The sequence below is a fragment of the Niabella soli DSM 19437 genome, assembly GCF_000243115.2.
Classification (GTDB): Bacteria; Bacteroidota; Bacteroidia; order Chitinophagales; family Chitinophagaceae; genus Niabella; species Niabella soli.
On sequence record NZ_CP007035.1, the window covers coordinates 3,793,665 to 3,819,990 of the forward strand.

At 45.1% G+C, this 26,326-nt stretch carries 21 protein-coding genes and 1 tRNA gene; 12 read left to right on the forward strand and 10 right to left on the reverse strand.

What is annotated here, in order from left to right; translation table 11 throughout:
• The first annotated feature begins 3 nt into the window (after positions 1 to 3).
• Complete coding sequence (locus NIASO_RS15945) at positions 4 to 3,102, forward strand: efflux RND transporter permease subunit (RefSeq protein ID WP_008587553.1); 3,099 nt, start codon at positions 4 to 6, stop codon at positions 3,100 to 3,102.
• A gap of 286 nt (positions 3,103 to 3,388) precedes the next feature.
• Here the strand turns inward: NIASO_RS15945 and NIASO_RS15950 are convergent, their stop codons facing one another.
• Together NIASO_RS15950 and NIASO_RS15955 are read right to left on the reverse strand one after the other, a co-directional pair.
• Positions 3,389 to 3,997: an L-threonylcarbamoyladenylate synthase gene (locus NIASO_RS15950; RefSeq protein WP_008587554.1), complete on the reverse strand. Its 609-nt coding sequence runs from the start codon at positions 3,995 to 3,997 to the stop codon at positions 3,389 to 3,391.
• 95 nt (positions 3,998 to 4,092) lie between these two features.
• Positions 4,093 to 5,118, reverse strand: coding sequence for a 2-oxoacid:ferredoxin oxidoreductase subunit beta (locus NIASO_RS15955; protein WP_008587555.1), 1,026 nt, complete (start codon positions 5,116 to 5,118; stop codon positions 4,093 to 4,095).
• Between the two features lie 154 nt (positions 5,119 to 5,272).
• Here NIASO_RS15955 and NIASO_RS15960 point away from each other — a divergent pair, with 154 nt between their 5' ends.
• The 3 genes from NIASO_RS15960 (at position 5,273) to NIASO_RS15970 (ending at position 7,638) form a co-directional block, all read left to right on the forward strand.
• Positions 5,273 to 5,659 (forward strand): c-type cytochrome, encoded by a 387-nt coding sequence (locus tag NIASO_RS15960; protein WP_008587556.1) that lies wholly within the window; start codon positions 5,273 to 5,275, stop codon positions 5,657 to 5,659.
• Positions 5,660 to 5,808: 149 nt separating this feature from the next.
• Positions 5,809 to 6,519 carry a 3-keto-disaccharide hydrolase gene (locus NIASO_RS15965; RefSeq protein ID WP_008587558.1) on the forward strand — a complete coding sequence of 237 codons (711 nt, stop codon included), beginning with the start codon at positions 5,809 to 5,811 and terminating at the stop codon, positions 6,517 to 6,519.
• Between the two features lie 333 nt (positions 6,520 to 6,852).
• Positions 6,853 to 7,638: a hypothetical protein gene (locus NIASO_RS15970; RefSeq protein WP_044046337.1), complete on the forward strand. Its 786-nt coding sequence runs from the start codon at positions 6,853 to 6,855 to the stop codon at positions 7,636 to 7,638.
• A 6-nt stretch (positions 7,639 to 7,644) separates the two neighbouring features.
• Here NIASO_RS15970 and NIASO_RS15975 read toward each other — a convergent pair whose 3' ends face one another.
• The 4 genes from NIASO_RS15975 to NIASO_RS15990 form a co-directional block, all read right to left on the reverse strand.
• A complete protein-coding gene (locus NIASO_RS15975) occupies positions 7,645 to 7,998 on the reverse strand; it encodes a cupin domain-containing protein (protein WP_008587561.1) in 354 nt (117 codons plus the stop codon).
• Between the two features lie 9 nt (positions 7,999 to 8,007).
• Positions 8,008 to 8,427: a hypothetical protein gene (locus tag NIASO_RS15980; protein ID WP_008587563.1), complete on the reverse strand. Its 420-nt coding sequence runs from the start codon at positions 8,425 to 8,427 to the stop codon at positions 8,008 to 8,010.
• A 95-nt stretch (positions 8,428 to 8,522) separates the two neighbouring features.
• A complete protein-coding gene (locus NIASO_RS15985; protein WP_008587565.1) occupies positions 8,523 to 9,311 on the reverse strand; it encodes an AraC family transcriptional regulator in 789 nt (262 codons plus the stop codon).
• A 159-nt stretch (positions 9,312 to 9,470) separates the two neighbouring features.
• Entirely contained in the window at positions 9,471 to 10,100 is a 630-nt protein-coding gene (locus NIASO_RS15990; RefSeq protein ID WP_245605194.1) for a metal-dependent transcriptional regulator, read from the reverse strand.
• A gap of 114 nt (positions 10,101 to 10,214) precedes the next feature.
• On the opposite strand from NIASO_RS15990, the gene NIASO_RS15995 reads away from it, so the two are divergent.
• Positions 10,215 to 12,671: a TonB-dependent receptor gene (locus tag NIASO_RS15995; RefSeq protein WP_008587568.1), complete on the forward strand. Its 2,457-nt coding sequence runs from the start codon at positions 10,215 to 10,217 to the stop codon at positions 12,669 to 12,671.
• Here the strand turns inward: NIASO_RS15995 and mfd are convergent.
• Entirely contained in the window at positions 12,668 to 16,054 is a 3,387-nt protein-coding gene (gene mfd / locus NIASO_RS16000) for a transcription-repair coupling factor (protein WP_008587570.1), read from the reverse strand. The two genes, NIASO_RS15995 and mfd, sit on opposite strands and share 4 nt — an antisense overlap.
• 78 nt (positions 16,055 to 16,132) lie before the next feature.
• On the opposite strand from mfd, the gene NIASO_RS16005 reads away from it, so the two are divergent.
• The 6 genes from NIASO_RS16005 to NIASO_RS20665 all read left to right on the forward strand — a co-directional run bounded on the left by NIASO_RS16005 (position 16,133) and on the right by NIASO_RS20665 (position 22,365).
• Complete coding sequence (locus NIASO_RS16005; RefSeq protein WP_008587572.1) at positions 16,133 to 17,458, forward strand: GntP family permease; 1,326 nt, start codon at positions 16,133 to 16,135, stop codon at positions 17,456 to 17,458.
• Positions 17,459 to 18,595: a glycerate kinase gene (locus NIASO_RS16010; protein ID WP_008587574.1), complete on the forward strand. Its 1,137-nt coding sequence runs from the start codon at positions 17,459 to 17,461 to the stop codon at positions 18,593 to 18,595.
• A gap of 193 nt (positions 18,596 to 18,788) precedes the next feature.
• Positions 18,789 to 19,502, forward strand: a complete 714-nt coding sequence (locus NIASO_RS16015) for a ferredoxin--NADP reductase (protein WP_008587575.1) — start codon at positions 18,789 to 18,791, stop codon at positions 19,500 to 19,502.
• A gap of 79 nt (positions 19,503 to 19,581) precedes the next feature.
• Positions 19,582 to 19,653 (forward strand) — tRNA-Arg (locus NIASO_RS16020).
• Positions 19,654 to 19,751: 98 nt separating this feature from the next.
• Complete coding sequence (locus NIASO_RS16025; RefSeq protein ID WP_008587577.1) at positions 19,752 to 22,067, forward strand: M60 family metallopeptidase; 2,316 nt, start codon at positions 19,752 to 19,754, stop codon at positions 22,065 to 22,067.
• Positions 22,068 to 22,254: 187 nt separating this feature from the next.
• Complete coding sequence (locus tag NIASO_RS20665; protein ID WP_157547251.1) at positions 22,255 to 22,365, forward strand: GIY-YIG nuclease family protein; 111 nt, start codon at positions 22,255 to 22,257, stop codon at positions 22,363 to 22,365.
• A gap of 68 nt (positions 22,366 to 22,433) precedes the next feature.
• On the opposite strand, the gene NIASO_RS16035 is transcribed toward NIASO_RS20665, so the two are convergent.
• Positions 22,434 to 23,435, reverse strand: coding sequence for an AraC family transcriptional regulator (locus tag NIASO_RS16035; protein ID WP_008587580.1), 1,002 nt, complete (start codon positions 23,433 to 23,435; stop codon positions 22,434 to 22,436).
• Positions 23,436 to 23,520: 85 nt separating this feature from the next.
• On the opposite strand from NIASO_RS16035, the gene NIASO_RS16040 reads away from it, so the two are divergent.
• Positions 23,521 to 24,171 carry a hypothetical protein gene (locus tag NIASO_RS16040; protein WP_025299062.1) on the forward strand — a complete coding sequence of 217 codons (651 nt, stop codon included), beginning with the start codon at positions 23,521 to 23,523 and terminating at the stop codon, positions 24,169 to 24,171.
• Positions 24,172 to 24,360: 189 nt separating this feature from the next.
• Here the strand turns inward: NIASO_RS16040 and NIASO_RS16045 are convergent, their stop codons facing one another.
• A complete protein-coding gene (locus tag NIASO_RS16045; protein ID WP_008587585.1) occupies positions 24,361 to 25,281 on the reverse strand; it encodes an alpha/beta hydrolase in 921 nt (306 codons plus the stop codon).
• Between the two features lie 98 nt (positions 25,282 to 25,379).
• Complete coding sequence (locus tag NIASO_RS16050) at positions 25,380 to 26,078, reverse strand: FadR/GntR family transcriptional regulator (protein WP_008587587.1); 699 nt, start codon at positions 26,076 to 26,078, stop codon at positions 25,380 to 25,382.
• Positions 26,079 to 26,326 lie beyond the last annotated feature (248 nt).

The following is a 26,326-nucleotide window of genomic DNA, read 5'->3' on the forward strand; positions in this document are numbered from 1 at the left end:
CAGATGAACAAGTTTATAAAAGGGGTGTTAACCTTCTCTCTTAAAAATAAAGTATTCACTTTTATTTGGGTGGGCATACTGGCTATTGCGGGGTTCATCAGTTTTAAAAATATGCCTATAGAGGCGTTCCCGGACGTAACCAATACACAAATAGTCATCATTACCCAATGGAACGGCAGAAGCGCCGAAGAAGTAGAGCGTTTTGTAACCACGCCACTTGAGCTGGCTATGAGCCCGGTGCAAAAGAAAACGAGTGTGCGCAGTACCACGATGTTCGGGCTGTCCATTGTAAAAATTATTTTTGATGATGGGGTGGAGGACATGATCGCCCGCAACCAGGTCAATAACCAACTGCGCTCTGTGAACCTGCCGGACGGCGTGGATCCGGAAGTACAGCCGCCCTATGGCCCAACAGGTGAGATCTACCGCTATATATTGAAAAGCCCGAAAAGGGATTCAAGGGATCTGCTGACCTTACAGAACTGGGTGGTGGATCGTGCCTTGCGGGGCGTTCCGGGTGTGGCAGATATTAATGTTTTTGGCGGGCAGGATAAAGTGTATGAGCTAAGTATTGATCCGCGCAAACTGGACAAATACAACCTTACTCCGTTGCAGGTATATGATGCTGTGGCCAAAAGCAACCTCAATGTTGGCGGCGATGTAATTGAAAAGAACGGGCAGTCCTATGTGGTTCGCGGTATCGGGCTGTTGACGAATATCGATGAAATCGGGGCTATAACCATACAAACGGATAATGGCAATCCCATTCTCGTGCGCAATATTGCAGAAGTAAAAGAAAGTTCGTTGCCGCGCGTGGGTCAGGCAGGATTGGATAGTGTGAGCGACGTGGTGCAGGGCATTGTGGTAATGCGGAAAGGCGAAAACCCGCGGGAGGTATTAAAAGGCGTGAAGGATAAAGTAAATGAGTTGAATACCAAAATACTTCCCAGGGATGTAAAACTGGAAACCTTTTACGACCGCGATAACCTGATGGATTTTACCACCCACACCGTATTGCATAACCTTGTGGAAGGCATCGTTTTTGTAACGGTGATCGTGTTCCTGTTTATGGCCGACTGGCGCACCACGCTGATCGTATCCATTATTATACCGCTGGCCCTGCTCTTTGCGTTCCTTTGTTTGAAAGTGGCGGGCATGAGCGCAAACCTGCTTTCATTGGGGGCCGTAGACTTTGGGATCATTATTGACGGCGCGGTGGTGATGGTAGAAGGCGTGTTCGTTATGCTCGATCATAAGGCGAAGCAATACGGGATGGAGAAATTCAACAAGCTGGCAAAAGCCGGCTGGATCCGGCAAACGGGCACTGGTCTGGGTAAAGCCATCTTTTTTTCAAAGTTGATTATTATCACTTCTCTTATTCCCATCTTTTCTTTCCAGAAAGTGGAAGGCAAAATGTTCTCACCCCTGGCCTATACCCTGGGCTTCGCGCTTATGGGGGCGCTATTGTTCACGTTGACATTGGTGCCGGTACTTTCTCATATTCTTTTAAATAAAAATGTAAAGGAGAAGCACAATGTGTTTGTGGAGTTCTGGGACCGCATCGTTGAAAAAGGATTCCGCTTCACGTTTCGAAATAAACGGTTAAGCCTGTTGGTGGCGTTGGCGTTCCTGGGCGTGACCTTGTTTTCTGCAACTTTTCTCGGAACAGAATTCCTGCCGCAGCTAAACGAAGGCTCCCTGTGGGTTACAGCGGAAATGCCCATGAGCACCTCATTACGGGAATCAATGAAAACAACCGATGAGCTGAAAAACGTGATCCGGAGTTTTCCCGAAGTCACCGGCGTACTTTCGCAAACTGGAAGAAGTAACGACGGAACCGACCCCAATGGTTTTGGATTTGTACAGTTTGCTGTGAACCTGAAGCCGAAGGAAGAGTGGAAGCGGAAGATAACGATGGATAAGCTGATCGAGGAGATGGATGAAAAATTGAAGAAATACCAGGGCATCACCTTTAACTATTCGCAACCCATTTCTGATAATGTTGCAGAAGCAGTGGCCGGCTTCAAGGCAGAAAATGGGGTTAAAATTTATGGTGATAATCTTCAAACACTCGACGGGTTGGCCGAACAGGTATTGGAAAAAATAAAAACGGTTCCGGGCGTAAAAGAGCCGGGTATTATTAAGAATATCGGCCAGCCCGAAGTGAGTGTGCTACTGGATCGTAATAAAATGGCTGCTTACGGCGTACAACCGGCGGACGCCCAAGCCGTGCTGGAGATGGCTTTTGGGGGAAAAACAGCAACAGAAATGTTCGAGGGCGAACGCAAATTCGGGATCCGGCTGCGTTATGCTCCGGAATACCGGAAAGATGAAGAAGACATTGCGCGGCTGATGGTGCCCAGCCAGGACGGAGCGAAGATCCCATTGATAGAGATCGCCTCCATTGTAAAAGATAATGGCGCGGCCTTCATCTACCGGGATAATATCAAACGCTACATTGGAGTGAAATTCTCCATTCGCGACAGGGACCTGGGCAGCACCATTGCTGAAGCACAACAAAAAGTCGCCACGCTGAAAATACCCGATGGCTACAGCATTGGCTGGACCGGCCAGTTTGAGAACCAGGTGCGCGCATCGCACCGGCTGGCACAGGTGGTGCCCATCAGCATCATTATGATCTTTTTCCTGTTGTTTATTCTTTTTGGAAACATGAAAGATTCATTGCTGGTATTGGCAAATGTTCCTTTTGCGCTGATCGGGGGTATTATAGCGCTACACCTGACGCGGATGAATTTTGGTATTTCTGCCGGCGTTGGATTCATCGCCTTGTTCGGTATCTGTATACAAAACGGCGTGATCCTGATCTCTGAATTTCACTCTAATATAAAGGCGAATATGCCCATCAATTATGCAATACTGCAAGGGGTAAAAGTGCGTACCCGGCCGGTGGTGATGACGGCCTTAATGGCTTCTATCGGGTTGTTGCCCGCGGCCCTGTCAACCGGCATCGGTTCCGAATCGCAAAAGCCGCTGGCGATCGTGATCATCGGAGGCTTAATAACCGCAACGATTTTAACGCTGCTGATCTTCCCGATCATCTTCTGGATCTTTAACCGCACCAAAAAAGAAGCGATACAATAGTAACACAGAGCCCCTCAAATAATTATGATTATTATGCAGTCATCTTTTGCACTGCTATGAGCTTTGGTTGGATCCTGTCCCGCCGAAAGCCTATCGTGTGGACACAACTGATCTTTCCGTAGTTGGTGCTAAAGTGCCCGGAGGGCATAATGTACATAGCCCGCAGCGTTAGCTGTGGTAATAGAAATACGTAGAAGACCCGTTGCTCTGCAAGGCGTCCTTCGCCTCGCAGCATTATTCTATCGCCTTTGGCGATAATGAGCGATTCACATATTGTCAAAAGTCCTTATTCTTCCCATTCCCCCAGTCCCTGTCTTACCAATACCAGTTCTTCGCCCGTCGCATCAATGACTGTTGACGGGACCATACCGCCGATGCCACCCTCTACCACAATATCAACGACGTTTTGGTATTTATCATGAATGATCTCCGGGTCGGTATAATCCTCCACCAGTTCGCCGGGCAGCGTGGTACTTAAAATGGGGTGGCCCAGTTCTTCTATCAGCGCCATGGTGATCTTATTGTCCGGCACTCGTATGCCCACCGTAGCCTTTTTACTATGTAATATTTTAGGTACCTGCTTGCTGGCTTCTAATATGAAAGTGTACGGGCCCGGAAGGTATTCCTTCATCGTTCTGAAGGTGCTGTTGGAAAGCTGCTTTGCAAAATCGCTCAGGTGGCTGAGGTTGGCGCATACAAAAGAGAACTGCGCTTTTTTGGGGTCGATCTGTTTGATCCATGCAATACGTTCTATCGCTTTTGTCTGAAAAATATCGCAGCCGAGCCCGTAGATCGTATCCGTTGGATAAACAATAATGCCCCCGTTTCTCAAACTATCAGCCACTTGCTTGATCAGCCGCGGTTGCGGGTCCTTGGGATGGATGGATATTAGCATAATAAAAGGTACTACAAATATCGGTTGAAAAGTTCACAGAGTTGTTATGAATGAACATTCCCTGTAAACCTATCAACGCTTAAACTTGTCAACTGCTACTGAATAGTCCATACTTCCTTCCCCCGCAGCAATGCATCCAGGTCCGGTGTCTTGCGTGCAATGGCGTCTTCCAGTTGCAGCGCCATCATTTCTTCATAACAGGGACGGTCGTTTTCATAAAACACGCCAAAGGGTCGTGGTAAGTGCCCTTCCAGCGCAGGATTGTCAAAAATGCGGGTTAATAACTGCGCTTTGAAAATATCTTTTTCATCATGCACCCAAAGATCATCGGCGCTAAATCCTTCGCCCAGGGTTACCACCTGTGGTTTAAAACCATCCAGGCGAATGCCTTTATTGCCTTCGGCCCCAAAGATCATGGGTTTGCCATGTTCTACAAAGATGGTTTCTTCTACTTTGCTTCCTTTTTCTGTAAACACTTCAAAAGCGCCGTCATTAAAAATATTACAGTTCTGGTAGATCTCCAGGAAAGAAGCACCTTTGTGCTCGTGTGTGCGGATCAGCATTGCCTGCAGGTGCTTGGGATCGCGGTCCATAGTACGTGCAATAAAGCTGGCATCCGCACCCAGGGCCAGCGCCAGCGGGTTGAACGGATGGTCAATGCTTCCAAACGGAGTAGACTTTGTGACCTTATTTTCTTCTGAAGTAGGCGAGTATTGTCCTTTGGTTAAACCATAGATCTGGTTATTGAACAAGAGTACGTTTACATCAAAATTCCGGCGCAACAAGTGGATGGTATGATTACCGCCAATGCTTAAGCCATCCCCATCACCGGTAACGATCCAGACGCTTAACTCGGGCCTGGACGCCTTTAATCCCGAGGCTATCGCAGTAGCACGACCGTGGATCGAATGCATGCCGTAAGTGTTCATATAATAGGGAAAGCGGCTGCTGCACCCGATCCCGGATATAAAAACAATATTTTCTTTGGGTATGTTCAGGCCCGGCATTACCCGTTGCACCTGGGCTAATATGGAATAATCGCCACAGCCGGGGCACCAGCGCACTTCCTGGTCGGTTGCAAAATCTTTGGCTGTTAAGGCGTTTGTTAAAACTTCAGACATCTGCTAAAAAATAATTGTGCAAAGGTAGTTATTCTATGCCATTAATGGCTGTGGCAATGTGGGTGCTAACAAGTGTTCTTTAAACGTAAGTGATTGATGTTCTTTATTTCATAAAAAGCGGTAACTTGTCATTAAATTGTAAAAAACCGAGTTTATGCCGCACAAAAAAATTATGGTCGCCCTCCTGGCGCTGTTTGGGGTCTTTTCCGTAGGAATTTCCTATTCTTTTTATACGCCTCCGCACAATCTGAAAGTATTACCGCAGGATATTACGCATGAAAAGCTGGACAGTATTATGCACGGGTTCAATACCTCGCTGGGGGTTAAATGCGATTTCTGTCATGCTAAAAACAAAAATGGCGACCGGCTGGATTTTGCTTCTGATGAAAACCCGGCTAAAGATGTGGCCCGCAAAATGTTGCGCATGACCATCGACATTAATAAAAATTATTTTCTTACCGATTCCACTATCCACCCCGCTTATTTGAATACGGTAACCTGCAATACCTGTCATAAGGGTGATGCGTACCCCGCAAAATAAGAGCCCATCTGCATTTCATTTGTTGATAGTAGTGGAGTTGCCGAAGTGTGCGATCCCGCTTTCGGCGGGACAGGCTCCAACCTACGCCGATCGTAGTAAAGCAGCAGGTAAGCTGATCATTGCATTTATTTAAACAACCTTACATCATTATGAACAAACGGCCTGTCGCATTTATAATCCTGTTTTTAATTGCAGCTTCCTGCGGGGAGGCCAACAAAAACAACAGCTTAACCAAAGAAGAAAAAGAGCAGGGCTGGACGCTGTTGTTCGACGGTGAGTCGGCGAAGGGCTGGCACCTGTACAATAAAAAAAATACTACGGCCGGATGGATCGTGAGGGAGGGTGCGCTGGCGGTAGATACGGTAAACAAAACAGAGGTGAACGACCTGGTAAGCGACAGGGAGTTTAAAAATTTTGAACTGCAATTTGAATGGAAACTGTCTAAGAACGGCAACAGTGGCGTATTTATAAACGTTTTGGAGCGACCGGATCTTACCACGGCATGGGCCTCAGGTCCGGAATATCAATTACTGGATCCTGCGCATGTTGACAATGCCAATCCCGTAAAAAGAGCGGGTACCTTGTTCGCAATTGATTCCCAAAAAAATAAAGTAGCCGCAAGGCCGTCCGGAGAATGGAATTACTCCAGAATAAAACAGGTGGATGGGAAGGTTGAATTTTACCTGAACGGGGTGCTTACCGTGCAGGAAGACCTGGGCGCTGCGGCCTGGCAGGATTCGGTGGCGCGCACCCATTTCAAAAGGTTCCCGGAATTTGGCAAACGGACCAGCGGGCATATTGCCCTGCAGGACTGGGCGAGCGGCGTTGCCTTCCGGAATATAAAAATTAAGGAACTGTAACCCTTCGGCTTTTATTTTGGAAACAAATCAATGCCGGAGAGGCGGAAATACGGGAAGATATTTTTAACTGCCCTTAACTTACTGTGTCTCCGTCTTTCCGGCCGAAAAATACCTTTTAGTCGCGCCCGGCTCCGAATTAAAAATTTCTTCAAAAAATAGTGTTCAGCGTGTCCATGCAAAAGTCCCGGGCATAATATTTGCTTGTTTTTGACGAACTGCGTCAGGTTACAAAAAGTTTCGCCATGAAATACTACCCGAGCGCACCTATTTAACTAAACTGATATATTTTATATGAAGAACCAATCATTCGCGTTTAAATGTTCCGGCATTTCCATGGCATTCCTATTGTTATTTTGTGGCGCAGAGGCCCAGTTTTCCGGTGTGCTGGGAAAGGCAAAGGACAAACTGGAACAGAAGGCCCGGAATGCCGTTGATAAGGGGCTGGAGGGGGCCTCACCTTCAGCCGAAAGTACTACGACCAGTGAAGAAACAGGAAAAAAACGGATCAGCATGTCTGGAGGTTTTGATTTTAAGGCGGGCGATTCGGTCCTGTTTAAAAGCAATTTTGACAAATTCGCAACAGGCGCCCTGCCTAATAACTGGAAGACCAATGGCAGCGGGCAACTGGTAAAGTCTGGTGACATTGCCGGAACCTGGCTGGAGCTGCAAAACGGGGCTACCTATAAACTGAATCGGAACTATAAATTGCCGGTACAGTTTACCATTGAATTTGATTTGTTGACCAGTTGTGATAAAATAGGCGATATTAACCCGGTAACTTTTGGCTTTGCCAACAATAACAGTGTTTCCGAATTTAATGAAGGAGATATTGCGCATACCCAGCTTGAGTTTTATAACAGGGATAAGATATCCAGCTTTGCAGGCCCTGTAAATAAATCGAGCTATACCAATTTTGATCTTTCTGTTTTTGCCAATGCCGCACGCCATATAGCTATTGCGGTGGACGGAGAACAAATGAAAGTGTATATTGATAAAACAAAAGTGCTGGATTCAAAAATGTTCCGCGAAAATGCCGCGAAATATTTTTTCATCAGCGCGCCCATGCACACGGACAATGATGCCAAGGTTTATTTTAGTAATGTGGTGATTGCGAAATAACCCGAGTTATAAGATCTCGACCTCTTCCGGGATCACAAAAAGCAGCGTACAGCCTTTTTCTGTAGTAACGGAATGTTTAAAATTGGGTGGAGTATATAAGTAGTCGCCGTGGTTAAGGATTACCTTTTCCAATACTGCTGTTCCGTTTAAAACGAACAACTCCTCACCCCCCGGATGATTATGATAGGGATAGCTGGCACCAGATTCAAATTTCAGAAGGATCGTGGTGGACCGTTGTTTTGCGGCATCATAATGCAGGGAGATCACCGAAATGCCTTTGTAATGAATGCCTTTTTCAATAAGAGGTTGCCATTCTTTGTTGTTGCGAACGATGTAGTCGCTGATGTTTGTGCTGTTCATTTTTAAAATTTACTTGATTAATAATTGATCGATGCTCCATTTGTAACAGGGCATTGTTGCCAGCAAAAAAGCTCCTGCGCTAAAGGCAAATACGGAGTAGTCCATTGGCTCTTTTATGCCTGAAGAGCTACTCATGGCTATCGCAAACAATAAAGTAAGCAACCCTGCAGCCGCTGCTGCGTAATTTGTTTTATACCCTGCAAGCAATAAAACACCCAGTGTTGTTTCCAGTACGGTGCTTATCACGGCAATGGCTAAAACCCAGTTTTTTGGAACGAATGCATTTACCTGTGCCGTATAAGAAACAAAGGCGCTCCAGCCGGATGATTGTTTGCCCCATAGCCCCAGCCGGCTGGCTACCGCAGAAAGGAACCCGGATGCCAATGCCAAACGCAGAAAAAGCGCTGCACTGCTCTGACTGATTTTCATTGTGTTGTTTTTATTAGTGAAGTATCATTGCAACACAAAGATGGCAACAGGCGGTCCTTTAAAGAATAGAGGATCCTGAGAAAAACATGTAAAATCTATAAGGAGAAATGGTGCTTGTATTGTTTGGGCGAAAGCTTTGTATGTTTTTTGAAGAAATTAGAGAAATAGAAAGGATCGTTAAAGCCAAGTTTATACGCTACTTCTTTGACCGATAAATTTTCGTAGGTGAGCAACCGTTTCGCTTCTGAAGCAATGAGCCCGTAAATCACATGCTGTGCGGTTTTGCCGGCATGGAGTTTTGCCTGTTCATTCAGCTTTGCTTCTGTAGTGTGTAGCAGCCGGGCAAAGGTTGACAAAGGATAATTATGTTCAAAATTAGCTCTTACGGCTTCCAGAAATTTCAGGAACAGGGCTTCGGGCTTCCATATCTCATCACCCCGTTTCACTTTTGCACGGTTGATAGCTACCAGTATTAATTCGATACGACTATGTACGGAGATAAGATATTGGTAAGGTTGCTCCTCCAATTCCTTTTGTATGTTTTTTAATTGTTCTTCAACAATTGTGATGTCCACTGAGATGACCTCGTTCATTGCAAAATGACAAAACAAACCGTTGTGAAAAATAAGCTCGATATCTTTATCGTCCTTACTGAAAAAGTCGAGCGTAAATTCGAGTATGAAGCCGCTTGCTTTTTTTGTTTTATTGAATTGATGTACCTGCCCCGATGTAATAGTGACCACATCTCCCTTTGCCAGTGAAAATTCCTTTTCATCAATAATCATGTGGATCGGCCCCGAGGTGCAAAACACTAAAACGTATTTCATGATGCGCCGGGGTTTGCCGGCATCAGCAAGGGCATCAAAATTTTTTATTTCAACCATGAGCCTTCCATTCGGACAGTTTCTGTTTATTTTTTGTTTTCAAATACCACAGAAGTTAAAGTTAATTCTATTTGTAAGACCGTTTTATTTCACTTTTTAAATGTTTTCTAAATGTATGAAAAGAGCATTTTCTAAGAGGCGGTGGACAGGCGGCGTTACTCAAATGACATATAAATTTTCAGCTACTTTTTTACTCACTAAAGAGCAGACGCCATTAACTTCTATCTCTAAAGAACCGTCAAATTCCTGCTGACTTATTACTTTTATTTTGCTGCTTAAGCCTAAGCCCAGCTTAACAACATATTGTAAAAAAGAAGAACTATTATCTTTTACAGCAACCAGTTTGCAGGTTTTATTTACGCCGATTTCTGCCAAAGTCTTGCGTTTTACTGGTTTTATCTCCCCTTTTGCATTAGGAATCGGGTCTCCGTGAGGGTCAATTTCAGGAAAACCCAGGAACTTTTCCAGTTGATCAACCAGCTTGGGGGATTTTATATGCTCTAATTGTTCAGCCACCTCATGGACTTCATCCCAGAAAAATCCTAATTTTTCGTACAGGAATGTTTCCCAAAGGCGGTGTTTCCTGACGATTCCTACGGCCAGGTCTTTTCCTTTAGCAGTTAAAGCGATCTTCCCATACTTTTCATAAGAAACAAACCCCTTTTCCTTTAGCTTTTTCAACATATCGTTGGCTGTTGCAGGCTTTACATCTAAAAGCATTGCCAGTTCGTTCGTTCCCGCAACTGTTTTGTTCGTTATTTCATTGGTTAGATGAAACAAGGTTTTCAAATAATTTTCTTCCGCTTGTGATACCATCTCACAAAGATAAAAATATATATCTAAATATATTTTTTAGGCCGACCTAACTATATTAGTTTCGCTAATCAAATTATAAATAGGAAAATGAAAGGAATCCTTTTACTGGTACTACTTATCCCTATTGTGGTATTCAGTCAATCGCAACAACGAACCATTACAGGCTCGGTTAAGGATTTAGCCACTAAACAACCTGTTGGATACTGTAGTTTGATACAACAAAACGCAAACAATGGGACCGTATCCAACGGAAAAGGGAACTTTAAGATCGATTTTGCACCAAACGAGAATAATGTGGTGCTGGTCTTGCAGGCTTTGGGGTATGAAGCAGACACATTACAAATCAATTCCGATCAGGATCATTATACTGTTCTTTTAAAACCACGCTCTGTTAAACTGGAAGAAATTGTTGTCACCGGAACAACACGCGCTGCTTTGCTCAGAGAAAACCCCGTTTCTATTACGCTTGTTGCTGCCAAACAAATCGAAAGGGCAGCAGCAGGTAATATTATTGATGTACTCGTAAAAAACGTTCCGGGTTTAAAAGCCGTTAAAACCGGCCCAAATATTTCGAAGCCTTTTATTCACGGGTTGGGCTATAATAGGGTACTTACATTATATGACGGTGTTCGCCAGGAGGGACAGCAATACGGCGATGAGCACGGAATTGAAGTAGACGATTACAACATAGAAAAAGCCGAAGTTATAAAAGGGCCTGCAAGTGTTTTATACGGTTCAGATGCCATTGCCGGCGTGATAAGCTTGTTTCCCCATATACCTAAACAGGAAGACGGTAGCCTGCATGGTAAATTCACCAGCGAATATCAGACAAATAACAACCTGACCGGTGATGGTATGCAACTGGATTATGCCGGTAAACATTTTTTGTTTGCTTTGAATGGCTCTTACAGAATGGCCAGAAATTATCGTAATCCTGTAGACGGCAGGGTTTACCTGACTAATTTCAATGTAAAGAATTTCTCTGCTTTGGCGGGATATAAATCTGAAAAAGGATACACGCACCTGAACGTTACTTTATATGACAACCGGCAGGGTATTCCGGACGGCAGCAGGGACTCGCTAAGCAGGAAGTTTACCAAACAGGTATTTGAAGGTGATGCTGATGATATTGTTGATCGTCCGATAGTTTCCCATAAAGCGTTAGGCTCTTATAAAGTCCCCGATTTATCACAACATATTCAGCATTACAGAGCCTATCTGCGTAGTTTTTATAAAATTGGAAATAGCAATATTGACATTCTGTTGGGAGGGCAGCAAAACATCCGCAGGGAATACACACATCCCACAGCGCCGAAACAGGCAGGAATGTATATGAGATTACAAACCTTAAATTATGGTATTCGATACAATGCGCCGGAATTTTTCCATATCGAAACTGCCATCGGCATCAACGGAATGATACAAAGCAATAAAAATAGGGACGCAACGGATTTTCCTATCCCTGATTACAATTTATATGATGGGGGCATTTATTTATATGCGAAATGGAAACAAAATAAATGGAGTATCAGCGGTGGGGTTCGTTACGATCTGAGATATGTTAGGTGGAATGATTTCTATGTAGGAAAAAACCCGGCAACAGGATTTGCAAAACAACTCAATTCCCACAGCCCCAACGCTGAGTTACAATTTGCAGCTTATGAAAAATTGTTTTACGGAATCAGCGGGAGTATTGGAGCCACTTTTCAGGCCACAAAGAACATCAGCTTAAAGGCAAATATCGGAAGAGCGTACAGGGCGCCCAACCTAACAGAAATAGGTAGTAACGGTCTTGACCCCGGAGCGCACATCATTTATTTAGGAAACAGAAATTTTAATCCGGAGTTTTCATTGCAGGAAGATCTGGGTATTCATTTGAAGTTTGATGAAGTGTCGGGAGGGATCAGTTTATTTAACAACAATATCCAAAACTATATTTATATGTCAATGGCAGCAGATGCCTCCGGAAACCCGGTAGTTGATGCACAGGGGAACCGGACGTATCAATATCTGCAATCAAAAGCGCAACTTTATGGAGCTGAGTTTTGGATGGCCATACGTCCTCAAAATCTAAAAGGATTTTGCTGGGATTATAGTATAAGTATAGTTTATGGTTTTAACCGAAGAAAGAGCTTTAAAAGAAAAGGCCCGGAGGGAGAATATTTGCCGCTGATACCGCCAAAGATGCTCAACAGCAGTATTTCACAGGAAATACTGCCGAAGTCAAAATACTTAGTTGGCCTGGTACCCAAATTTGAAATTGAATATGCTGCAACACAAAACCGGTATTTGGGATTAAACGGAACAGAAACCGCAACGCCGTCTTACATTTTGTTTAATATTGGACTGACAACGCAAATAAAATACAAGGAAACAAAAAATGTTGAGCTTGTTTTTAAAGCTGACAATTTATTTGACAGGGCATATCAGTCGCATCTCAGCCGTTTGAAATATTTTGAGTATTACACTCAAACCCCGAACGGCCGTTCCGGCATCTACAATATGGGAAGAAATTTTGTGGTGAAAATGATAGTGCCCTTTTAAGGTTGTGCCATACAAAACGCATGCATATCCTTCAGAAAATCATAGAGGGATTGCATAGAAGGGATAGGCCCGGCTACCAGTAAGAATAAGCGACCGGTTTGTTTTAACCGGGCCTTGTTGGTACCGGTTTGTACGTATTGGATGATCTTTTGAAATACCGGGGCCTCAAAATAAGGAGAGTCCGGCCGGTTAATAAAGTGACAGCGCAGGGTTTCATTCTTGAGGGTCATTTTCTCAAAACCCAGTTCCACAGCCAGTTTACGGCATTTAATGGTTTCGAAAAGATCGTCGACAGGCGGTGGTACCGGACCAAAGCGATCCTGTAATTCGGTGTACAGGACGCTCAATGCTTCCTCCGATTCGCTGTCGTCCAAACGCTGGTACAGCGACAGGCGTTCGGTGATGCTTTCTACATAATCATCAGGGATCAGTATCTCCAGGTCGGTATCGATCGTACAGTCGCTTACAAAATCGTCCTGTTTGCTGATCTCATCCTTGAATAATTCTTTGAACTGTGTGCGCTTTAGCTCCCGGATGGCTTCGTCCAGGATCTTCTGATAGGTTTCAAAACCGATCTCGGCCATAAAGCCGCTTTGTTCGCCTCCCAGCAAATTTCCCGCGCCCCGAATGTCCAGGTCGCGCATGGCGATCTGGAAGCCGCTGCCCAGTTCACTATGCTGTTCCAGGGTCTGTAAGCGCTTACGCGAATCGGCCGGCAATGTGCTCATCGGTGGCGCCAGCAAATAACAAAAGGCCTTTTTATTGCTGCGCCCCACGCGGCCACGCAACTGGTGCAGGTCGCTCAGTCCAAAATGGTGTGCGTTATTAATGATAATGGTATTTACATTGGGAATATCTACCCCGCTTTCCACGATATTGGTGCAAACCAACACATCATAACGATGGTCAATAAAATCCAGAATTTTTTCTTCCAGTTGGTGCCCTTCCATTTGCCCGTGCGCAAAGCCGATCGAAAGATCCGGGCAAAGGCCCTGGATCATCGTGGCCATTTCCGCCAATCCCGCCACGCGGTTATGGATAAAAAAGACCTGCCCGCCACGTTCGGTTTCAAAATAAATAGCATCGCGGATAACGTCCTCATTATATACCTGCACCTCGGTTTGTATCGGTTGCCGGTTGGGTGGCGGCGTGTTGATAATGCTCAGGTCCCGTGCGCCCATCAGTGAGAACTGAAGGGTACGGGGGATGGGGGTTGCGGTAAGGGTTAAGCAATCGATGGTGCTGCGCAATACTTTTATTTTTTCCTTATGGGCCACACCGAATTTTTGTTCCTCATCAATGACGAGTATGCCCAGGTCTTTGAATTTTACTTCTTTGCCCAGGATACCATGGGTGCCTACGAGGATATCAATTTTTCCTTCCGCTAGTTTTTGAAGGGTTTCCTTTTTTTCCTTACTGCTTTTAAAACGGTTAATAAAATCAACGGTAACCGGAAATTCTCTTAAACGGTCTTTAAACGTTTTATAGTGCTGAAAGGCCAGGATGGTGGTAGGAACCAGTATGGCAGCCTGTTTGCCATCCACACAGGTTTTAAAGGCTGCGCGGATCGCAACTTCCGTTTTGCCAAAGCCCACATCCCCGCAAACCAGCCGGTCCATAGGCGATTCAGATTCCATATCTTTTTTCACATCCGCCGAAGCTTTGCTCTGGTCCGGCGTGTCTTCATAAATAAAAGACGCTTCCAGTTCCGTTTGCAGGTAATTATCCGGTGTATGCGCAAATCCTTTCTGGGCCTTGCGTTGGGCGTAGAGTTTGATGAGGTCAAAAGCAATTTCTTTAACCCTGGTCTTTGTCTTTTCCTTTAAACGCGTCCAGGCATCGCTGCCCAGCTTGTTTACCTTGGGCACGCTGCCATCCTTGCCGGTGTACTTGGCAATTTTATGCAGGGAGTTGATGTTCACATACAGCACATCCTTGTCCTTGTAAATAATGCGTACGGCCTCCTGGGTTTTGCCATTTACGTCCATTTTCTGTAACCCGCTGTAGATGCCTACCCCATGGTCGATATGAGTAACAAAATCGCCCGGCTGCAGTTCGCGCAGGGTGCGCAGGGTGATCGCTTTATTTTTGTTATAGGCCTGCTTGACCTTGTATTTGTGGTACCGCTGAAAAATTTCATGATCGGTATAACAAAGGATTTTCAGATCCTGATCAACAAATCCCGAATGAATTGCTGCGGAAACCGGATTGAATACCAGTTGCGCCTCCTGGTCGTCAAAAATGGATTGCAGCCGCTGCAACTGTTTAGGGTTTTCGGAAAAGATATATAATGAAAACCCCTGGGCTTCGTGTGCCTTGAGGTCTTTTATTAAAAGCTCAAACTGGCGGTTAAAGGCCGGTTGTTCTTTGGTGTGAAATTCAAATTCCTGCGTTACAGTTGCCGGAACCTGCTCCAAATGTACGACTGGCCTTATTTGCAGGGCCGCTTCAAAATCTGCTGCGGTAATGAAATCGGTGGTTGTTACATTGCTTTTTAGTAATCTATCGGCATCCCGGTTGTCATCGGAATGGCTTTTCAGTTGCTGTTGTCCAAGGAAATGTTCCAGTTCTTCGCTATGCTCTTTCAATCTTTCTACGCACAGGGAAGCATCCTGTACCCAAAGGGCCGTGTTTTCGGGAAGGAACTCGAATAGGGAAACATGCTGCTCTTTAGCAAACTGTGTATCCACGTTGGGAATAATGGATACCTGCAGTAATTTGCGTTCACTCAACTGTGTTTCAGGGTCAATAATTCGTATGGAGTCAATATCGTTGCCAAACAACTCAATACGATAAGGCTTATCATTGCCGAAAGAATAGATATCCAGGATGCCGCCGCGCAAGGCGAACTGGCCGGGCTCATACACAAAATCACTCCGTTCAAAACCGTATTTGTCCAGCTTTAACAACAGTTCTTCTATATTCAGCTGGTCTGCGGTCTTAAGATGGATAATATTTTCAGCCAGCGTGGCCGATACCACCACTTTTTCAAAAATAGCATCGGCGTAGGTGACCAGAACCTTTTTATTTCCGCCGCCGGCAAACCGGGTCAGCGCCTCGGTGCGCAACATTACATGCGAGGCGTTCAGTTGCTGATAATTCCGGGTTGTTTTAAAAGAAGAGGGGAAATAAAAAATATCCAGGGCGCCTGTTATATTTTCCAGGGTGTTTTGAAAGTAGGCGGCATCTTCCGGTTCATTCAGAATAATAACATGGTTTAAGGCCGGCGTTTGGGCCATACAGGCTCCAACAATAAATTGGGAGGCGCTGCCGTACACGCCTGAAAGCGCCAATTGGGCGGGTTGAAGCAAAGAGAGTTCGTTCGCTATTTGTAAACAGCGGGGGTCATTGCTATAAAAATTCTTCAACACTTCCGTTTGCATCGGGCTGCAAAGGTACGACGAATTTTAAAATTACTTATCTTCCCGAACATTATTCACCCATTTACGATTGCATCGGCTATGCTTACCATTGTTTTTGCGCTTATTGTGGGGATCAGTTGCATCATCCTGTTGAGTGCACGCTTCAAAATGCACCCCTTTTTTTCCCTGTTCATTGCCTGTTTTGTTACCGGGTGGATCGGGGGAATAGATGCTGCTGCCCTCCTTACTAACATGAAAGAAGGGTTTGGAAGGATCATGAGCTCACTGGGGTTCATCATTGCACTGGGCACCGTTCTGGGTCTGGTATTGGAAGCCAATGGGGCCACCACGGCAATGGCCAGTGCTATTATAAAATGGGCAGGAAGTAAACGCACCGTGCTGGCCATGAGCCTGACCGGTTTTATGGTGGGGTTGCCCATTTTTTGTGATTCGGGTTATGTGGTGTTAAGCGGGCTGAACCAGTCTATGATCCGTAAAACCAGGATCCCCACAGCGGTGATGAGCACAGCAATGGCTACCGGTTTGTATGCGGTGCATTGTTTTATTCCACCACATCCCGGTGTTACCGCGGCAACCGGTACGGTAAATGCTGATTTTGGACGGGTGATCGTATACGGGTTGCTCATTGCGGTACCTGCGATGCTGGCCGGTTATTACTGGGCAATGTGGCAGGGAAAGAAATTCGGTGCCATAGCTGCCAGTGATCCGTTTGCTGAACCAACTACGGATAATGAAAAACTTCCCGGAACCTTCTTGTCGTTTTTGCCGGTGCTTATTCCTATTGTATTGATCGCGCTGAGAGCGATGATGACAACTATTGTTCCCGTTAAAAATACAGTGATTGAATCCCTGTTGCTAGTCGGTGATCCTGCTATAGCGCTGGCAATAGGTGTAGTGCTGGCATTGTGCATTCCCAAAAAATGGGAGCGAAATGAATGGAATAAACTCGCGCACCACGGGTTGGAAAAAGCGGGCGGTATATTAATGATCATTGGGGCAGGCGGTGCTTTTGGAGCCGTGATCAGCGCGTTAAAAATACAGGATCACCTCGCAGGAATGGAAGGACTGGATGCCTGGGGGCTATTTTTCCCGTTCCTTGTTGCAACAATTTTAAAAACAGCACAAGGCTCGTCTACGGTAGCAATCCTCACAGCAGCTTCCATTGTAGTGCCCTTCCTGCCGGCATTGCACCTGGATGATACCAACGGACGGGTGATTGCGGTGCTGGCCATGGGCGCGGGCTCTATGGCCATATCACATGTAAATGATGCTTATTTTTGGGTGATCACTAATTTCTCGGGTCAGGAATTAAAACCGGTATTGCGGGTGTATAGTATGGCCACGATTTGTATGGCTGTTGTAGCGATTATAGCCGTATATCTTTTGTCCTTAATCATTTTATAGATGAAACTAGTCATAGCTCCCAATGCTTTTAAGAATAGTCTGCCTGCAGCGGAGGTGGCGGCTGCCTTAAAAGAGGGTTTGGAGCAAAGCGGATTAGACGCAACGTTGGTCTGCTGCCCGGTGGGCGATGGGGGCGATGGCACCGGTGCACTATTGCAGTATTACTTTAACGCGGAAACAATAGAATGTGGGGTAAGTGATCCTGTTGGAAGAAGGATATCCGCTCCTTTTGGGTGGATCAGTAAAGCCCGGACCGCCATTATTGAAATGGCCGACGCGTCGGGTTTGCGTCTGCTAAAGCCCGAAGAATATGCCCCAAAAATGGCTACTACGGCGGGTTGCGGACAACTGATCAAAGCGGCGCTTGATATGAATGCTGCCGAAATTTTGCTATGTATCGGCGGCAGTGCTACGGTGGACGGCGGTACCGGCATTTTAAAAGAGCTGGGCGTTCGTTTTGTGAATAGATCCGGAAATTCTTTGCAACAATTACCCCAGGATTTACAGGAACTGGATTTCATTGATGCATCCGGATTGGATGAACGCCTAAGCGTTGTGCAGCTCACCATTCTTTGCGATGTTAAGAACCGGTTGCTGGGAGATAAGGGGGCCGCTGCTGTTTTTGGTCCGCAGAAAGGGGCGTCGCCTGCCGACGTGGTGTTGCTGGAAAAAGTATTAACACAGTTAACACGGGTTGCAGAAAAGACAACCGGCATAAATATGAATGCGTTGGAATACAGCGGTGCTGCGGGGGGTGTTGCGGCGGCATTGGTTGCCTTTTGTAAAGCAAAAGCAGTGGACGGGATCGATTATTTTTTACGGGAGATACAGTTTGAGCAACAGTTGGCCGAAACGGATTGGGTCATCACCGGAGAGGGGGCTATTGATCAGCAGACCCTCGAAGGTAAAGCACCCTATGGTGTGGCCCGGATGGCGAAGAAACAGCATTGCAAAGTAATTGGCGTGGCGGGTAAAGTGCCGGAGCCGCCAGGAGCCGCACTGGATCAGTATTTCGACTGGCTTTTTTCTATTAACGAGACTCCCGTTTCGTTGGAAGCGGCGATTAAAAACACGCGGGCGAACCTGGTAAAAGCGGGAGAAAAAATTGGGAAGCGGATACGAAGCAAAGACCTGTGAGGTTTTTAAAACCTCACAGGTCTGAAGCTGCTGCCGGTACTGCAGTACAAGAGTGTCCCGATAGCTATCGGGACAAGGCTAATGCCATCTGCACTGCAGCCAGGGAAAAAACCTTGCGCCTTTGCGGTTAAACAAAAAGATTGCGTCTTTTCCTGTTTCCGAAAAAAGGTTATCTTACAAACAAAAAATTGCCATGCCTTTAACCTGGCGCACAGGAACGATCATAAAAGTAATTGAGGAAACCTACAATACCCGCCGGTACTTTATTGAAGTGCCGGAACTGGAGTCGTTTGATTTTGTTGCCGGACAATTTGTAACCATTGATTGTCCGATCCACGAGAAGCCCAACAAACGGTGGCGCAGTTATTCCATTGCCAGCGCCCCGGATGGCACCAATGTGTATGAGCTGCTGATCGTACTGGTGGAAGACGGGCAGGCCACACCCTGGATGTTTGACACCTGGAAAGTGGGAACGGAAATTAGCTTTCGCGGGCCGGCAGGGGTGTTTACTTTAAAGGAGGAACATTTGCAGCAGGACCTGTTCCTGGTGTGTACGGGAACGGGCATTGCTCCTTTCAGAAGCATGGTGCATTGGTTATTGCGGGAAAATATTCCGCATAAAAACATTTACCTTATTTACGGATGCCGCACTCAAAAGGACCTTTTATATTTTGAGGAAATGAAAAACCTGGGACTGGAATATTTTCACTATATCCCCACGCTGTCGCGCGAGGAATGGGAGGGGAAAACCGGCTATGTGCATGCTATTTATGAAGCATATAGCCAGGGAAAGCCGCACAGCAATTTCTTTTTATGCGGCTGGAAGAATATGATCGACGAAGCCCGTCAGCGTGTTGTGGGTATGGGATTTGATAAAAAAGCCGTGCATTTTGAGTTGTACGGGTAAGAATCATGAACTGGTTTAGGGGCAGGCGTTTCGATTTTATGCTAAAAAATAATTCTTTCCTATATTTGCCACCCATTTTGGTCCCGTAGTTCAATGGATAGAATAGGAGTTTCCTAAACTCTAGATACAAGTTCGATTCTTGTCGGGACTACATTTTTTTAAAATAAGTTGAAGAATCTCAACTGAAATAGCTCCTCCAAATCTTGTAGAAATACTTGTATATTTCACATTAGTTCAGTAAATTGATGAATGAGGAAAGCGATAGCTAACCATTTCAAAGCGTATTTTTTTTCGATTTGTTTTCTTTGTACCATTGTTTCATCTTTTGGTCAAACAAGATCGGACCGGGATTGGCTGTTAAAAGATATAAAAGAACTTCCATTGCCACCGGACACCAACCAGGTGCTGGCAACTTACCCTTTGGATTATGAGGCACAGGTTATTGCCTACCAGAATCTACACAATGATCCCTCCAAAGAATTATATGTACCCGGAATTATAACAGGGCGTTATGGAAAAGGCAGGATTTTAGTCGTAGGGAGCAATGCTTATCTGGAACCGCCGCTCATTCAAAATCCAAATATTATCCGGTTCTGGAAAAATGTTTTTGATTGGTCCGGAGCATCCGGCGCCAGCGCGGGATTTGAGCTGCCTGGGTTTGAACGGTTGATTACAATGGCTAATACAACAAACGTCTCTGCAGGTAGTCTGAATCCGCAACGGCTGTCTGATAACAAAGTTATTTTCGTTACCAATGAGCCGGCCGGTCATTCATATATGCAAAAGCTGGATGCATTTGTACGGAGTGGCGGTACCTTAGTGTATGTGTCATCCCTTTTTGAGCAGAATAAAAATTCAGATGATCCCATATTTACAACAAATATGGATAGTCTTCTACTTAAGGCGGGGCTGTACCATGTGGCAAACCCGATTCATACAAGATCAACGGATGACACATTGCGCATTTCAGCGGTCCCAAAGTACCTGATCGTGGATAGCATCCTTTCGAATTTGGCAAACTATAGGTATTATGATCTGTTTTATCACAAAGGTGCAGAGATTGTGCCGTTGACGATTTTAAAATTAATTCTTTTTGTGGCCCCCAAGGATATTAAAGCGCATCAGGATCTTTGCAATCTGATAGAAGATCCCGCTAATAAGTATTCCGATACCGCTTCGCTGAAAAAACCATTGGTTACTACCTACTGGCCAGATCTTTTTAAATATCTGAACCGGATAAACAGGGATTACCTTGCTTATGAAAAGGATTCAACCTACAGGGCAACGACTAACGGGGAGTTTCCGGGCATGGTGCCGGATAATGCTTCGCGGATAACCAGGAAGCTACAGATAAAATTCTCCAATAAATGGAGCGGGTTGCCGGAACCGGATAGTTCATTCAGGCGGTTGTATAGTACCGGGCTGTATGTAGCCCCGGGTGATATGGTTACGATTACCCTGGCCGATATAAAAGATACCTCCCGGTGGCTGATGGCACAAATCGGCATACATGATGATGATGTTTCGGATGCGAATGAATATTACAGAAATCCATTGAATCTGGTACGAACGTTTAACCTCGATAAGAGAACATTAATGATCCATTCCCTGTACGGGGGGCTTCTTTATTTCGGGATCCCCGTTACAGATAATGGAAGCGGTTTAAATGTTACTGTTGCCGGTGCCGTGGAAGCCCCCTTTTTTCAGATGGGGAAAACCACGGACAAACAATGGCTGCAAAAACTGCGACAAAACCCGGCTCCCTGGGCCGAACTGGCAACTGATAAGCTCATTTTGACCGTTCCCTCGGATAGCATTCGTAAACTTGAGCATCCGCAAAAGTTAATGCAGTTTTGGGACGAGGTAATGGACGCCAATGCAGATCTGGCCTTTATTTCGAGGGATCGGCCACACCCGGAGCGGATCATTATTGATAATAATGTTAAGTGGGGAGCCCTGTTTACCGTACCATCAAAGATTGTAGCGCCCAACGATCGTAGTTTAACCAGGATACTGAATGAGCAGCAATTGCGTGATTCGGGAAGCTGGGGCCATTTTCACGAACTGGGGCACAGGCACCAGTTCGATGGTCTTGATTTTGATGATCTGGGTGAGGTGACCGTGAATTTGTACACATTATATGTATATCAAACAATCTTAGGAAAGGATCTTTATCACGCCAGGGACGGGTCCCCAAGGGATAGTATCCTGAAAGCAATCAAATCATACATTGCTGCTCCTGATTATGAAACCTGGAAAAGTGATCCTTTTTTACAACTCTTTACACTCTTTTATCCAGTTATTGACACTTTTGGCTGGGAGGCGATCAGGAAATTAAACCAGTCGTTACGGGAACTTTACAATGCGCAATATGGCGGCCGGAACTTGTCCCAACTTTATAAAAAAAACAATGACGATCGCCGGAATCAATATTTTGTATTGTTTTCAAAAGCCATAGGAAAAAACCTGAGTAGCTATTTTGGTAAATTAAAAATACCTGTTTCAGAAGAAGCAAAAAAGGAGGTGAAAGATCTACCTATATGGATGCCAGGTTTGTTTAAATAATGCTTAATCTATTTTTTTTCATATTCTGATCATTTTGCCTTCTATAACTAAATATTCGTCCTTTTCATTTTTAAGATGATGAACTTTTATTGTCGCCATTTGAGTAGTCCGGCAATTCACAAAACTTCAGCAAGTCCTCAATGATTAAGTTCGCTAATTTTCCGGTCCGCTCTACAAATTTTGCCTTATGTTTTACGCATACGTCTTGAAAAGCGTTGAGCATGATTATTATTACAAAGGGCATTGTCAAAATCTTGAGCATCGATTGGCTCAACATAATGCTGGCATGACAAAATAGAAGTTTCCTAAGGTTTGCCGCTTGATTTAGGCACCTCCAATAGCAAACTTGCGCATCGTAAATCGCTTTTATGCCGACCCCTTCCTGATTGCGCTTGGTGTTGCATTCGCCCACGATTTAAATGCCTTTCTAAATGCCGTAAGATCTGAGTAACCCAGGATGTCGGAAACCTCAGATATTTTTATGGCTGGGTTTTGCATAAGCTGTAAAGCAATTTCTTTTCTTGTTGCCCCGGCAATATCCCGAAAGGTGGTTTGCTCCTGCAGCAGCCTGCGTTGCAGATGCCGGGGCGTCATATTCAATGCGAAAGCTGCTTCTTCAATTGTAGGTATTCTGCCCTTGAATTGCATGAAGAGTACCTGTTTTAAATTTTCTACGGTACTATTGGACGTCAACAGTGCCTGCTTATCCGCTACAATGGAGTTGAACAACTGAAACATGGATTGATCACTCGTTAGTATTGCTGTTGATATGTCTTCTTTACTTAAAACAATACGGTTAATCTCCTTATTAAAAAGCACGTCACAGCCAAAAAAATCCCGGTATGCCGAAATTTCCCGCATCTCAAAGGCCAGTTCAACCCTTGCCGGAACAATGTGCTTTCCTGACAGGGCTCTGCAGGTATTGACAATTGTGGCCAATAAAAAATCATTGGCATGTCTTCCGGGCTCGGGATATTTCATCAGCCATAGTTTATTCTGTGTGATCTCAAGAACCGCCACCTGCTTAACCGTATACCGGTATGCAACCATCGGCGATGACATATGGCCATACCGGGCAAATAGCTCCAATGCCTGGTTAAGGTCCTTACAGCTTTGGATCAAAAAACCAACCATTCCATGAAGCGATTTGTCTGCGCTCATACCTATACGCAGGCCAATCAACGGATCTCCCGACAATTTTAATAAGGGCACCCAAATAAGTGCCGCTTTCTCCCATTCAACCATATTTTCAGAATCGTTGATTTCTTCCGGGTTGATGCCGGATAGCTGGCAAAGCGTATCGAAGGCCGCACCAAATGAAGCAGCAGTCTGAAAAATAGAGCGAATGACTGTTCCTTGTAAACCCATGGCATAAAATATATCGTTTCGGGCAGAAAATACCCTTTTCCCTGACTGTAACTGGGGGGTACTTTGCACTATTAATCACAAAATTATGAAATCAGGTAAAAAAATGTTTTTTAAAAAATGGATAACGGGCAACTTGGCCGTTTACGCTGGCTCGCTGGGATTTTTACATCCGCTTATTGCACACGGACTAACCGGCGATCATGATAAACTGCTAACAACCCCGCAGTTTATTATGCACACGTTGTCCGTAATTGTTTTTGTGCTGTTTCTTGTACGAATGCAGAACAACACCTTCCAAATGGCGGGTAAACGGAAGCCGCTGACTGGCATCTGGCCGTTTTTATTCTTTACTCCATGGGTATTCTGGCTCGGTTATTATACATTGTTCGTCCCCTTCGACATTTTATTTATGTTCCTGTCAATTGGTATCATCAATGCCATACAATTAAAATCGCAGGTTAAATTTCCGGCAAAGTGGGTATGGCAATGCATGATCGGTTATTTTCTTGCGGCGGTAGCCGGTATTGTTATAGGGCTGGGCGCATACCTGCTTTACTATAAGGATTTGCAGGGCATTGCCAGGGATATGGCCACCTGGCTGTCCATCAGCATACCCGCCGCGCTTGTTACCGCTTATTACTTCAAATACATTTTCGCAATCCAGATCATATTGCCCGAAGACGGAGCGTTTGATAAGGCGTCCGGGCAGCAAACGCATTTCCCAAAAGCTGCCTGAAAGCAGCATGGGGAGCTATTCAATCAGGGCTGCAAATTTCACGGAGGAAAACAATTAACAAAAGCACTATTGGCTGCCGATAATTGAATTTGCAAATCCTCCAAAAATCTTCAATATATAGTTAGCTAATTTTCCGTTCCGGGCTACCCGACCGGAACTTTCTGAAAAATCCGGAGCGTTCCGGTTTTTTTATTTGATCCACTCATTCGCCCGCATCCAGTTCAGGCATCGTTCAAACCAATGGTCCGTATTGGTTTTGTTGTTCAGCCCGTATCCGTGGCCGCCGGCGCTATAGATATGCATTTCAGCCTTTACACCTGCCGCCAGCAGCGCCTGGTAATAAGCAATGCTGTTGGCCACCGGCACCACTTTGTCATCAGAGCTATGTAGCAGGAAGGTAGGAGGTGTTGTGGCTGTTACCTGTTTTTCGTTCGAATAAAAATCTACTTTAGCTGCCTGGGCCGTATCTTTTCCCAGTAATGCGCGTCTTGAGCCCTTATGGGCAAGCGGGTCCGTAAAACTGATTACGGGATAAACCAGTATTGAAAAATCAGGACGCAATGAAGTGTTATTGGGGTTATCAATGATCCGGTCATTAAAATGAGTAGAAGCCGTGGATGCGAGGTGCCCTCCGGCGGAAAAACCAATAATGCCGATCCGGGCCGGGTCGATATGCCATGCTGCGGCTTTTTCCCGTACTATTTTAATAGCCTGTTGTGCATCCTGTAACGGCCCGATCGTTTTATCGACCATTATTTTTTCATTAGGCAGACGGTATTTCAGGACAAAAGCTGCAACCCCGTTTCTGGCAAACGCTTCGGCTACATCGCTTCCTTCCTGGTTTATTACAAGATAAGAATAACCGCCGCCCGGACAAATAACCACAGCCGCACCCGTAGCTTTTTCCTTGGCAGGGAAATAGGCTGTAAGGGTGGGCGCTGTAACTGACCTTACCAGGATGCGACCGGTGGAAATGGTATCCCATTTTTCAGTGACCGTAGCTGTCTCGATAGCGTTCGGCACTACCCGGTACAAAGGGATTACCTGTTGCGCCCGACCGCCGGGAGACAATAAAAAAAAGATAATGACTGTGAGTAAGTAAGGCTTCATATGGCTGATCTTTAGATACTATTCCCGCAAACGCGGAAAGCAAGTAATACGGTTTATTGGCTGCTTTTAGCAGGTGGCTTCTATTGCACTCCTGGTGTTTACTGCACCCGTTCAAAATGAGGGCTTAAATGTTCTTTCATTCCCTTCCGGAAACTTTCAGGGTCTCCGTTTTTAAGCAGCTCCAGCAAATCGCGGTGTGTAACCGATCCTACTTTTGCTACACCATTTACCTTCTGTTCTTCTGCCACAACATATTCAAAAACCGGTAATAAAATTTTCTGAAAACGCATAAAGGTGTCATTACCTGTCATCTGGTATAACTTACCGTGAAAGGCAATTTCATATTTTACCTGAAAGGGTTTCTGCACCTTATTTATTTCTTTATTCACAATGCTTTCCAGTTCTTCAATATCCTTTTTTGTTTTGCGTGTAAACAGCAGATCCGCCAGGCCCATTTCCAGCACTAATCGCAGTTCAAAGAGATCTTCAAGTGTTTTATGCTCTAATAAAAGCGGGTCCATTACCCGTTCAAAACCGCCGAGGATATCGGGTTCTGTTAGTACCATTCCCCGTTTCTTTTTGGACTCGATCATTCCCAGCATGCGCAGCCTGCTTAATGCTTCCCGTACTACATTCCGGCTTACGTCCAGCGCTTCAGCAAGTTCCAGTTCTTTGGGCAGGGCATCCCCGGGTTTAAACGCCTTCTTTTTAAGGTATTGCCGCAGGCGTAATTCCACCATATCCGCCATTGTGGTGGCTTCAATTCGTTCTATATCTTTACTTAAAATATTGCTCATGCATTAAATTAATTTAGCTTTTTCTAAAGCTAAATTAATATTTTTTGTTGTTATGTAGGACAAAAAAAACATACATGCTGCTAATTACTCGGGTTGCAGTTCTTTTTAAACCCGCAATACAACTGAGTTACACGGAGTTTTCCGGTTATAGGAGCGCTTTTCCTTTTTGAATCCTGGAAATAATATTTTGTTGTATAATTCTTATTATCTACATTTGTTATGTAGTACATAACTACTAAAACGATTCG